Origin of the sequence: Mesorhizobium sp., from assembly GCF_004962925.1 — a bacterium.
In the GTDB taxonomy this organism is placed as follows: domain Bacteria; phylum Pseudomonadota; class Alphaproteobacteria; order Rhizobiales; family Rhizobiaceae; genus Mesorhizobium.
In genome coordinates this window covers 12,663-24,218 of record NZ_SUEO01000081.1, presented here as the reverse complement: position 1 = coordinate 24,218, position 11,556 = coordinate 12,663, and the positions used below count along the sequence as shown (strand labels likewise).

The 11,556-nt window shown below is 62.7% G+C and carries 8 protein-coding genes and 1 pseudogene; 2 read left to right on the top strand and 7 right to left on the bottom strand.

Annotated features, from left to right (window positions below):
- Both E5W87_RS17435 and E5W87_RS17430 read left to right on the top strand, forming a co-directional pair.
- Positions 1-2,499 (top strand): annotated as a pseudogene (locus E5W87_RS17435) (autotransporter outer membrane beta-barrel domain-containing protein); the annotation flags it as partial.
- A gap of 32 nt (positions 2,500-2,531) precedes the next feature.
- Entirely contained in the window at positions 2,532-3,113 is a 582-nt protein-coding gene (locus E5W87_RS17430) for an invasion associated locus B family protein (RefSeq protein ID WP_292399868.1), read from the top strand.
- A 22-nt stretch (positions 3,114-3,135) separates the two neighbouring features.
- On the opposite strand, the gene E5W87_RS17425 is transcribed toward E5W87_RS17430, so the two are convergent.
- From E5W87_RS17425 to E5W87_RS17395, 7 genes are all read right to left on the bottom strand, one after another.
- Positions 3,136-3,828, bottom strand: a complete 693-nt coding sequence (locus tag E5W87_RS17425) for a response regulator transcription factor (protein WP_292399865.1) — start codon at positions 3,826-3,828, stop codon at positions 3,136-3,138.
- Entirely contained in the window at positions 3,825-6,572 is a 2,748-nt protein-coding gene (locus E5W87_RS17420; protein ID WP_292399862.1) for a sensor histidine kinase KdpD, read from the bottom strand. The genes E5W87_RS17425 and E5W87_RS17420 overlap by 4 nt, the downstream gene beginning before the upstream one ends.
- 52 nt (positions 6,573-6,624) lie before the next feature.
- The gene (gene kdpC / locus E5W87_RS17415; RefSeq protein WP_292399858.1) at positions 6,625-7,194 is read right to left on the bottom strand and encodes a potassium-transporting ATPase subunit KdpC; all 570 of its coding nucleotides are present in this window, start codon (positions 7,192-7,194) and stop codon (positions 6,625-6,627) included.
- A gap of 12 nt (positions 7,195-7,206) precedes the next feature.
- A complete protein-coding gene (kdpB, locus tag E5W87_RS17410) occupies positions 7,207-9,300 on the bottom strand; it encodes a potassium-transporting ATPase subunit KdpB (RefSeq protein WP_292399855.1) in 2,094 nt (697 codons plus the stop codon).
- Positions 9,297-9,512, bottom strand: coding sequence for a hypothetical protein (locus E5W87_RS17405; protein ID WP_292399852.1), 216 nt, complete (start codon positions 9,510-9,512; stop codon positions 9,297-9,299). Before E5W87_RS17405 ends, kdpB begins: the two co-directional genes overlap by 4 nt.
- Positions 9,513-9,550: 38 nt before the next feature.
- Positions 9,551-11,254 (bottom strand): potassium-transporting ATPase subunit KdpA, encoded by a 1,704-nt coding sequence (kdpA, locus tag E5W87_RS17400; RefSeq protein ID WP_292399849.1) that lies wholly within the window; start codon positions 11,252-11,254, stop codon positions 9,551-9,553.
- 36 nt (positions 11,255-11,290) lie between these two features.
- On the bottom strand, positions 11,291-11,556 hold a 266-nt coding region (locus E5W87_RS17395), incomplete at its 5' end, for a potassium-transporting ATPase subunit F (protein ID WP_292399846.1).

Here is an 11,556-nt window from a genome sequence, read left to right as displayed (position 1 = left end):
GTCACCGTCATCCGCACCGGCACGATCACGACCACGGGCAAGGATTCCATTGCCATCATCGCGCAGTCGGTCGGCGGCGGCGGCGGCTTCGGCGGCGCCGGCTTTGGCCGTTTCGGCGCCGACGACGATGGCGGCGGTCCGAACGCCATCGGCTTCAACACGCCCGGAGGCACCAAGGGCACCGGCGGCAAGGTCACCATCATCCAGGACGGTGAGATCGAAACGGATGGCGACCGTGCCCACGGCATCATCGCGCAGGCCGTCGGCGGCGGTGGTGGCGCTGGTGGCATGGCCTCACTGGCGATGGGCCAATCGGCTGCCGGTTCGCAAGGCGGCATCGGCGACGCGGCGGCTGCCGAAGCGACGGCGATGAGCCAGGTCTGGGTCAAGGGCGCGAGTTCCTATGCGCTGTTCGGGCAAAGCGCCACCGGCCAAGGCAATTCCGGTGCTGTCGATTTGATTGCAGAGGGCAGCCTGTTCGCGCAGGGTGCCGATTCGGTCGCGGCCTATGCCGAAAGCACGGCCAGCGGATCGAAGGGCAACATCAGCCTGGACCTGAAAGGCCAGTATGCCATAGGCGGCGCCGGCACCGGCGTGGCGGCGATGCTGGTCGGCGGTCAGAACAACACGCTCAACAACAACAGCCTGACCTTTGCGATGGGGGCCAATGCGACATTCACCATGCTTCAGTCGGACCTGGTCGCATTCAATGCGTCGCTCCTCGCAGCAGGTCCGATCGTGCCGACTGATGCGATCCTGGAATCCCTGCTCGACGATTTCAGCCCGCTGTCGATTACCGGCACGTCCGGCAATGACCAGATCAACAACCAGAAGAGCGCTGTCGGACTTGGCCGCGTCATCGGCAACATCGATCTTGGCGGCGGCATAAACGGTTTCCACAACTTCGCCAATTCCTCGATGGTCGGCCTCAAGACCATCGACCTCGGCGGCGGCACCTTCCTCAACGACGGCCTGATGACCAACAAGGGTATCGCGGTCGTGGAGACAGTCGATGTGACCGGCGGCTTCACCCAAATAGCCACCGGCGATTTCGTCACCGACGTCGATCTCAACAATCAGATCACCGACGCCCTTGCCTTGACCGGCGCCGGCGACTTCAACGGCGAGGCGCCGCTCAACTTCCTGTCGATCGACAAGCTGTTTACCGAATATGTGCTGGCGAACGGCTCCGCGATGGTCGATTCCGGCATCACGCCGACGACCTTGCATCCGGCGGTCGGCTTCAACTTCCTGACCAGGGTGGACGGCGGCACCGATCTCGTTCTCTACGCCGATAACCCGACCTTCCTGGAACTGGCGCAGGATCCCAACTCCGGCACCACCGACCCGGGTGTTTACGAAATGGCGCAGTATTTCGATGATGTCGAGGCGGCGTCAGCCCCGGACAATCCGATGGCGCGGCTGATCAATATGCTGCGGTTCCTGCCGGATGAGGCGTCACTCGGCGCGGCGCTGACGCGACTGACGCCGCATTACGCGGTGCATGCGTTCGAGATGGTCAACCGCTCGGCCGACATCATGCTGGAAACGGCGCGCGAATGCACCGGCGTTCCCGCTTACAGCAATCCAGACGGGCGCTGCGTCTGGGGCGTGATCAGCCCTCAGGCCGACTACAGCCGCGACGCAGGGGCGGGAACGACCAGCCGCGACGACGTCTTGAAGACGATGTCGTTCGGCGCCATCGGCGAGGTCAACCAGAACTGGTCGCTGGGTGGTACGATCGGCCGGACAGAGTTCGATTCCGAGATCCATTTCAACCAGGACCTGCTGTCTACCACCCAGGGCGAATCCTGGCAGGCCTATGCCTTGGCGAAATACGAGAACAAGAACTATTTCGTCGACTTCGCCGTTGGCGGCGGCACCGGCATGTTTGATGGCCAACGCGACACGCATGTCGACCAGGTCGGCTATATTCCCGGTGAAACGCTGGAAGGCGTCTATCTGCCGGAACTGCTGCTCGACGGAATCGGCAACAGCGTCACCTATACGCAAAGGGCCGCCCAGTTCGGCGGTTCGGCACGGTTCGGCGTGACCCAGCAGATGGGCGCGTTCTACCTGCAGCCGACCTTGCAATTCGATGCACGCTGGCTTCGCGTCTCCGGCAAGGAAGAGGGCTCGGTTGCTGCCTTTAATTTCGACGGCAGTTCCAACACCTATTATTCCGCGACGCCAGGCCTCGAGCTCGGTATCGACATCGCGCTTAGCGACATCGCCAGCCTTCGCGTCTACGGAAAGGCAGGCGTGGAGTTCTCGAACAAGAAATGGGAGATCGAGGGCCAATTCGCGGCCGCGGAAGATCTGCCCGGCAATCCGGCACTGCACTTGACACAGGAAGTCGATTCGCCGCTCTATCGCGTCGGTGCCGGCCTCGAACTCAATGGCCTGAACGGCGTCGGCATGGCCGTCAGGTACAATGGCGCTTTCGGGGAAACAGTAAAACAGAACGCGGTCAGCGCGTCCCTCAAGGTCAGCTTCTAGCTGGCTTGAGGTGGAGGGCAAGAGGGGTCTTCATGAGAAAGCGGGCGTATTTCGCGGCTGTGCTGGGCATTGCGTTCATCGCCGGCCTGCAGGCGGCAATGGCATTGGCCCAGACCAAGACCGACAAAGCCGTGCCGGCGGACGTAGCCAAGCCGCCGCAACTCCCCGGTGGCGCGTCGGCCCTGTCCGAGACGCATGGCGACTGGACGGTCAATTGCCAGATCATTGGCAAAACCAAGGCATGCAGCCTGTCGCATCAGCAGTTCAACAAGCAGAACGGCCAGCGCCTTCTGGCGATAGAATTATCGACCAAGGCCGCAGAGCAAGCCAACGGTACACTGGCGCTGCCGTTCGGGCTGGCCCTGGCCAAGGGCATCAATCTTGAAGTTGACGACAAGAAGCTGGAGGGCGTCCTGCAGTTCAGCACCTGCCAGGCCGTCGGTTGCCTGGTGCCGGTGACATTCGACGCGAAAATCACGCCGCTGCTCAAGGCCGCCATCATTTTGAAGATCAACGCGGTCGCGGTCGATACGGGCCAGCCGATCAGCTTTCCCATCTCGTTGGCCGGCTTCAGCGGCGCGCTTGCCCGAACCGCGGAACTCTCGGCAGACTGAGCGTTGTCCACCCGGATTGTATTCAATCAACTTCGCGCAGGCGGTATCCGACGCCGGTTTCGGTGGTGATGTAGCGCGGCTGGTCGGGCGTTTTCTCGATCTTCTGCCGGAGCTGCCGCACATAGACCCTGAGATACTGTACGTCGGTCGAATCGCCCCAGACCTGTTTCAGCAGAAACCGGTGGGTAAGAACCCTGCCGGCATGCTGGACGAGGATGCGGAGGATGTCATATTCCTTCGGCGAGAGCTTTATCTCCCTGCCCTCGATCGTGACGATGCGCTTCACCAGATCGACCGCGAGATCGCCGGTGTGGAAGACCGGCTTCTCGCCCTGCTGCTGGAACTTGTGGCGGAGCGCCACGCGGATACGCGCGACAAGCTCGTTCATGCCGAACGGCTTGGTGACATAGTCGTCAGCGCCCAGTTCAAGTGCAGAGACGATGCCAGCCTCATCGGTGCGGCTGGAAAGGATGACCACGGGGATGTCCAGGCCATCATCGCGCCACTTGCGCAGCAATTCGTGGCCGCCCATGCCGGGCAGGCCGAGATCGAGCAGGATCAGGTCCGGCTTTTCCGACTCCATGAGTTCGATCGCAGCCCTGGCGTTCGGCGCCTCGCTGATCGCATAGCCCTGGCTGCCAAGTCCGACGCGAAGCAGCTTGCGGATCGGCGGTTCGTCATCGACGACCAATATCCTGACGTCCAGATTCGTCATGCCAACTTATCCAGATCTGGGTCGCCCACATTTTGGTCATCGCCGTTGGCGCCGTCCACGGCGGGCAGTTCCGTCGGCACCGGCATTCTGATGGTGAAAACCGCACCCGAGCGGTCGGTCCTGCTGGCCGCCGAAATTGTCCCGCCCATCGCCTCGATGAAGCCGCGGCAGATCGACAGCCCGAGCCCGGTGCCGGCACGGACCTGATCGCCCTTGCGCACGCGGTAGAATGTGTCGAAAACGCGTTCCAGATCGGCCAGCGGAATGCCCGGTCCCTCGTCCATGATCTGCAGGGTAACGAAGTCGTTGTCGAGCCAGCCCTGCAAGCGAATCGTCGAACCAGGCGGCGCATATTTTGCGGCATTGTCGAGGAGATTGAACAGCACCTGCTCGAACAGAACGGGGTCAAGCCTCAGCATCGGCAGGTCAGCGGGAATGTCTATGTCGGTCTTGTGTTCGCCGACGATTTTCCTGGCCCGGTGCAGCGCGGAACCGACAATATCGCCGACATAGTGGAACGCGTAGTTCGGCTCCATCGCTCCGGATTCGATCTTGGTCATGTCGAGCAGGTTGGCGATGAAGCGGTTTAGCCTTTCCGATTCGTCGAGCACGGTCGAAAGCAGGTCCGCACGGTCCTGTTCGGGAAGCGCCGGCGCGAATTCCCTTAGCGTGCCGGCCGCGCCCATAATGGCGGCAAGCGGCGTCTTGAGGTCATGGGAAATCGAAGTCAGCAATGCCGAACGCAGGCGGTCCGCCTCGGCGGCAAGCTTGGCCCGGTCGACGTCGGCGACAAGCTGGATACGCTCGATGGCGACCGCGGCCTGGTCGGCGAGCGCATCGAGCAGCCGCTGCTGCTCGGGCGTCAGCAGCGGACCTTGCTTGTCGTTGTCGAGGCCGACGACCCCTACGGCGGTACGCCCCGTCCGCAACGGCAGATACAGGCGTCGTGCTCCGGGCAACGTGTCGGCACCGCGTCCCGCGGCGCGGTTGTGCTCCCAGGCCCAGCGTGCCGCGGCGATGTCGGCCTCGGCCAGTGTGTCGTCGGGCGGGTAGCCGGCCTTGACGGTGATCGTGCCATTTTCGGGCAGAAGCAGCACCACGCGCAGCTTCAGCATCGAGGCTATCTGAAAGGCGGTCGCCCAGAGAACGTCGTCGAGCGTGCCTGTTCCGGCCAGCTTCTTCGAGAACAGATATAGATCTTCGGTTGTGCGGGCGCGGGACTGTGCCGCCACGGCCTGGCGCTGCACCCGCGCCGTCAGATTGCTGGCAATGACCGCCACGCAGAAGAAGAAACCGAGCGCGACGGCGCTTTCCGGATCGCTGATGTTCAGCGTGTAGAGCGGATCGAGAAAGAAGAAGTTGAACGCCATGGCGCTGAGAACGGAAGCGAATATCGCCGGCCACAGCCCCGCCGTGACAGCGGACACCAGCACCGTCATGAGGAAGACGAGGGCGATGTTGCGCACGTCGAGCACGCGCGACAACAGCAGCCCGAAAAGCAACCCTGCGACGACATAGAAGGTGACGATCAGATAGGGCTTGACGTCGAGGCGTGCTGGTTGGGCCGGGGTGATACCTCGTGACGGCTGAACTTGCGCATGGTCGTCGCCGGAGACGACATGAACGCTAATCTTGCCGGCGTCGCGTATCAGATCATAGGTGACGGAGCCGTCGAACAATTGCCGCCAGCGCGGCTTGCGCGGCTTGCCTGATATGATGTGGGTGACGTTGTTTGCCGCCGCGTAGCGCAGGATGTCGGCGGCGACGTCCTGGCCGGGAATGGTGACGGCAACGCCGCCCAATTGTTCGGCGAGGCGAAGCGTCGATGCGAGCCTGTCGCGATCCTGCTCGGACAGGCTGGTTGAACGCGGCGTCTCGACATAGAGCGCGAGCCACGATGCGCGCAGTCGCTCTGCCTGGCGGCGAGCATAACGCACAAGGGACGCGCTGCGCGGATCCTCGTCGACCCAGACCAGGACACGTTCGCTGGCCGCCCAGGGCCCGGGTATCGCGTGGGCCTGCATGTGGATCAGCAACTGCTCATCGACGCGTTGGGCAGTGCGGCGGAGCGCCAATTCCCGGAGCGCCGTCAGATTGCCCGGCGAGAAATAGTTCTCGATCGCGCGCTGGGCGGTGCTGGGGATATAGACCTTGCCTTCCTCGAGCCGCTTGATCAGGTCGTCGGGCGTGAGATCGATGATCTCGATGTCGTCGGCTTGGTCGATGATGGAGTCTGGAACCGTCTCGCGCACCCTGACGCGCGTGATCTGCGCCACGACATCGTTCAGGCTTTCGACATGCTGGATGTTGAGGGTCGTGTAGACGTCGATACCGTGCGTCAGGATTTCCTGAACGTCGAGATAGCGCTTGGGATGGCGGCTGCCCGGTGCGTTGGTATGGGCAAGCTCGTCGACGAGGACCAATGCCGGGCGCCGGGCAAGGATGGCATCGAGGTCCATTTCCTCGAGGATGCGCCCCTCGTAGTCGACCTGGCGACGGGGGATCAGCTCATAGCCGTCGACCAGAACCTGGGTTTCCTTGCGGCCGTGCGTTTCGACGACGCCGATCACCACGTCTGCGCCGTCGGCCAATCTTGCACGGCCCGACATCAGCATTTCATAGGTCTTGCCGACACCGGGTGCTGCGCCCAGGAATATCCGCAGACGACCACGCGCCTCCCGCTCCGCATGGTCAAGCAGCGCGTCGGGTGAGGGTCTGGTTTCGTTGCGGCTGTCGTCCGGCATCAGAATCGATCATGAATGGCGCCGGAGACCGTGTCGATCCCCGGCCCACCATTCATTGCTTGGTGGCCTCGTCCAGTGCCAGATTGAGCGCCAGCACATTGACCACCTTCTCTCCCATGAAACCGAGCTCGCGGTCCTCGATATGGCTGTCGACAAGGGATTTGATCCCGGCTTCATCAACGCCCCTGGCCTTGGCCACCCTGGCGACCTGGAAATAGGCGGCTTCGGGGCTGATATGCGGATCGAGGCCGCTGCCTGAGGTCGTGACCAGATCCATCGGCACCGGCTGGTCCGGATTTTCCGCCTTCAGCCTGTCTGCATCGGCCTTGATACGGTCGATCAGCTTGGGGTTGGTCGGGCCGAAATTCGATCCGCTCGATGAGGCGGCGTTGTAACCGTCGCCGGCAGCCGACGGGCGGTCATGGAAATAGCGGTCGCTCGCAAAAGCCTGGCCGATCAGTTCGGAACCGATGACCTTGCCGTCTTTCTCGATCAGACTGCCATTGGCCTGGCGCGGGAACAGAGCTTGAGCAATGCCGGTCATGCCGATCGGATAGATCAGGCCGGTTAGCACGGTGAAGAAGACAATCATGACGATTGCGGGTCTGATTTGCTTGAGCATGGACGTAATTCCTTATGCGAGGCCAAGCGCGGTGATGGCCATGTCGATCGTCTTGATGCCGACGAACGGGACAATGATGCCGCCGAGGCCGTAGACAAGAAGGTTGCGGCTGAGCAGCGCGCCGGCGCCGATCGCGCGATATTTGACGCCTCTCAGCGACAGCGGGATCAGCGCGATGATGATCAGCGCGTTGAAGATGATGGCCGAGAGAATGGCGCTCTGCGGCGTTGCCAGATGCATGATGTTGAGCGCCTGCAGCGGGCCTGATGTCTGCCCCGGCGCGATGTAGAAGACGGCGAAGATGGCCGGGATGATGGCGAAGTACTTAGCCACGTCGTTGGCGATCGAGAAGGTCGTCAGCGAACCGCGCGTCATCAGCAGCGCCTTGCCGATTTCGACGATCTCGATCAGCTTGGTCGGATCGCTGTCGAGATCGACCATGTTGCCGGCTTCGCGTGCGGCGACCGTGCCGGTGTTCATGGCAACGCCGACATCGGCCTGCGCAAGGGCGGGCGCATCATTGGTTCCGTCGCCGCACATGGCGACCAGCTTGCCCTTGGCCTGTTCGTCGCGGATCAGCTTCAGCTTGTCCTCGGGCGTCGCCTGGGCAAGGAAATCGTCGACGCCGGCTTCCGCTGCGATCGCCGCCGCCGTCATCGGATTGTCGCCGGTGATCATCACCGTGCGGATGCCCATCTTGCGCAGCTCGGCGAAACGCTCTGCGATGCCGCCTTTGACGATGTCCTTGAGGCGGACGACGCCGAGCAAGCGGCCATCGCGCTCGACCGCCAGCGGCGTGCCGCCGGATTTGGCGACTTCGTCGGCGATGGTCTGGATATCCCGGATCGTTTCGCTGCTCGGCCGCCTGGCATGCGTGGCGACGGTCGACCGATTGACATGGGCGAGCACGGAATCGACCGCGCCCTTGCGGACCGACGAGCCATCGATGTCGACGCCGCTCATGCGGGTTTGCGCGGTGAAGGGCACGAAAGTGGCATGCAGTGTTGCCATGTCGCGGGCGCGGATGGCGTATTTCTCCTTGGCCAGTACGACGATCGAGCGGCCTTCCGGCGTTTCGTCGGCGAGCGAGGCGAGCTGCGCCGCATCGGCCAGCTCCTGCTCGGTGACGCCTTTGACCGGGCGAAATTCTGTCGCCTGGCGGTTGCCGAGCGTGATCGTGCCGGTCTTGTCGAGCAGCAGCGTGTCGACATCGCCCGCCGCCTCGACGGCGCGGCCCGACATGGCCAGCACGTTGAACCGCACCAGGCGATCCATGCCGGCGATGCCGATGGCCGAAAGCAGCGCACCGATCGTCGTCGGGATCAGGGTCACGAACAGGGCGACGAGCACAGTCACCGAGATGTAGCCGCCCGAATAGGAGGCGAAGCTCGGGATCGTCGCCGTCGCCAGCACGAAGATCAGCGTCATGCCGACCAGCAGGATGTTGAGCGCGATCTCGTTAGGCGTCTTCTGGCGCTCGGCGCCTTCGACCAGCGAGATCATGCGGTCGAGGAACGTATGGCCGGAGGCCGCGGTGATGCGCACGCGGATCCAGTCGGACAACACCTGCGTGCCGCCGGTCACCGCAGAACGATCGCCGCCGGATTCTCGAATGACCGGGGCGGATTCGCCGGTGATCGCCGCCTCGTTGACCGAAGCGACGCCTTCGATCACCTCGCCGTCCGACGGAATGATGTCTCCGGCCTCGACGAGCACCGCGTCGCCGACCTTCAGGCTGGTGCCGGGCACCAGCTTGAACTTGGTGCGGTCGTCGCCTGTCAACAGCTTGGCCTGCGTCTCGGTGCGCGCCTTGCGCAGCGAATCGGCCTGCGCCTTGCCTCGGCCCTCGGCGACCGCTTCGGCGAAGTTGGCGAAAAGCACGGTGAACCACAGCCAGATGATGATCTGCAGGGAGAAGCCGAGATCGCCGCCGCCGGTGACGAGGTCCTTGACGAACAGGACTGACGTGAGCGCCGAGACGACGGCGACGACGAACATCACCGGATTCCGCATCAAGGTGCGCGGGTTCAGCTTCCTGAAGGCCCCGCCGATGGCGGGCAGCAGGATGCGGGCATCCATGATAACAGCGGATTTGGACTGGCTCATTTAGTGGCTCCAGTGTCGATGTTGTTGGACGGCACGGATCGGTCGGATGCCGAAAGCAGATGCGGAAGCCCGTAGGCCAGCAACCAGATCACGATCATGACTGCCGCGATGCCAAGGAAGGTGGACATGGTCGGGAAAGGAGGAGGGGTTGCCTCCCCCTTTGGATCGGCTCGATGCCGGGTCTTGCGACGAATGGTTTCGAACCAGGACATGACATTGATCCAAGGCGGGGATCCAAGGTGGGGTGGTTTCAGAATGTCTGCCCGTGGATGCCAGCCAGGTGCTCGACGATCGGTCCGACCGCCAGCGCCGGGAAGAAGGTGAGGCCGCCGACGATCAGTATGACGCCCACCAGCAACCCGACGAACAGCGGCCCGTCGGTCGGGAAGGTGCCGGCGGAGGCAGGGGCCGTCTTCTTGGCGACCAGCGAACCAGCGATCGCCAGAGCCGGGATGATGACCAGGAAGCGGCCCATCAGCATGCTGATGCCGAGCGTGATGTTGTACCAGGGCGTGTTGCCGGTCAGGCCGCCAAAGGCCGAGCCATTGTTGGCGGCAGCCGAGGTGTAGGCATAGAGAACCTCGGAGAAGCCGTGCGGGCCGGCATTGGCGATGGAGGCGACGCCTGTCGGCAGCACCACCGCAATGGCGGTGAAGATCAGCATCGCCAGCGGCAGGCAGAGAATGGCCAGCATTGCCATCTTGATCTCCTTGGCCTCGATCTTCTTGCCGAGATATTCGGGCGTGCGTCCGACCATCAGCCCGGCGACGAAGACGGCGATCACGATGTACATGAGGATGCCGTAGAGACCGGCGCCGACACCGCCGACAATGACCTCACCGAGTTGCATGTTGATGATCGGGATCATGCCGCCGAGCGCGGTGAAGCTGTCATGCATGGCGTTGACGGCGCCGCAGGACGCGGCCGTGGTGATGACCGCAAACAGCGCCGACAAAGCGATACCGAAACGTGTTTCCTTGCCTTCCATATTGCCGCCATCGATACCGAGCGCATGCACCAGCGGATTGCCTGCGGCTTCCGCCCAGTAGCAGACGGCGACGCCGGCGATGAACAGGACGCCCATCGCGGTCAAGATCGCCCAACCCTGGCGCTGATTGCCGACCATGCGGCCGAAGACGTTGGTCAGTGCCGCGCCGATGGCGAAGATCGTCACCATCTGGATCAGGTTCGAGATCGCATCGGGATTTTCGAAGGGATGCGCGGCATTGGCGTTGAAGAAGCCGCCGCCATTGGTGCCGAGCATCTTGATAGCGATCTGCGAAGCGGCGGGGCCGACTGCGATCGTCTGCTGCGCGCCTTCCAGCGTCGTTGCGTTGATATAGGCGCCGAGCGTCTGCGGCATGCCGAGATAGACATAGACCAGCGTCAGCACGATGCAGAGCGGCAACAGCAGGTAAAGGGTGCATCGGGTCATATCGACCCAGAAATTGCCGATCGATTTGCCGGAAGCCTTGGCGAAGCCGCGGATCAGCGCGACGGCGATGGCGATACCGGTTGCTGCGGACAGGAAGTTCTGCACGGTGAGGCCGGCCATCTGCACGAGATAGGACATCGTGCTTTCGCCGCCGTAGTTCTGCCAGTTGGTGTTGGTCATGAAACTGGCGGCGGTGTTGAAGGCGAGCCCGGGTTCGACGGCGGTCATGCCGGCCGGATTGTAGGGCAGGCTGCCTTGCAGCCGTTGCAGGAAGTAAAGCACCAGAAAGCCGGCCAGGTTGAAGAACAACAGGGCCGCCGCATAGGAGGTCCAGTGCTGCTCCTCACGCTCGCTGGTTCCCGAGATGCGATAAAGGCTCCGCTCGACAGGACCTAAAATCGGCGAGAGGAATGTGCGGTCGCCGCTGAAAACGCGATACATGTAGCCGCCGAGCGGCTTCACGAGCAAAATGACGATCCCGCAATAGACGAGGATCTGTATCCATCCGTTGAGAGTCATTGAAATATAGCTTTCCGTGCCTGGCGCCAGTTGCTGTCAGAAGCGTTCTGGGCGAGCGAGGGCGTAGGTGAGATAGGCGAGGAGGAACAAAGTCACGCCGCCACCGAGGACATAGTCGAGAAGCATTTTTGCGGCCCTTACGCTTAAAGACTGTCGCAGGCTTTGATGTAGGCGAAAGAAAGGGCGAAGAACAAAACCCCTATTCCGAGAACGATGATGTCCATCGTGCATGTTCCTTATTTTCGTTTGCTTTCGCTTCTCCTGCTGGCGGCAGGCCGAAATCATGCGGAAGCGTCCCGCCA

Coding starts and splice junctions, on each gene's coding strand:
- E5W87_RS17430 (WP_292399868.1), top strand. CDS start 2,532: ATGAGAAAGCGGGCGTATTTCGCGGCTGTGCTGGGCATTGCGTTCATC.
- E5W87_RS17425 (WP_292399865.1), bottom strand. CDS start 3,828: ATGACGAATCTGGACGTCAGGATATTGGTCGTCGATGACGAACCGCCG.
- E5W87_RS17420 (WP_292399862.1), bottom strand. CDS start 6,572: ATGCCGGACGACAGCCGCAACGAAACCAGACCCTCACCCGACGCGCTG.
- kdpC (WP_292399858.1), bottom strand. CDS start 7,194: ATGCTCAAGCAAATCAGACCCGCAATCGTCATGATTGTCTTCTTCACC.
- kdpB (WP_292399855.1), bottom strand. CDS start 9,300: ATGAGCCAGTCCAAATCCGCTGTTATCATGGATGCCCGCATCCTGCTG.
- E5W87_RS17405 (WP_292399852.1), bottom strand. CDS start 9,512: ATGTCCTGGTTCGAAACCATTCGTCGCAAGACCCGGCATCGAGCCGAT.
- kdpA (WP_292399849.1), bottom strand. CDS start 11,254: ATGACTCTCAACGGATGGATACAGATCCTCGTCTATTGCGGGATCGTC.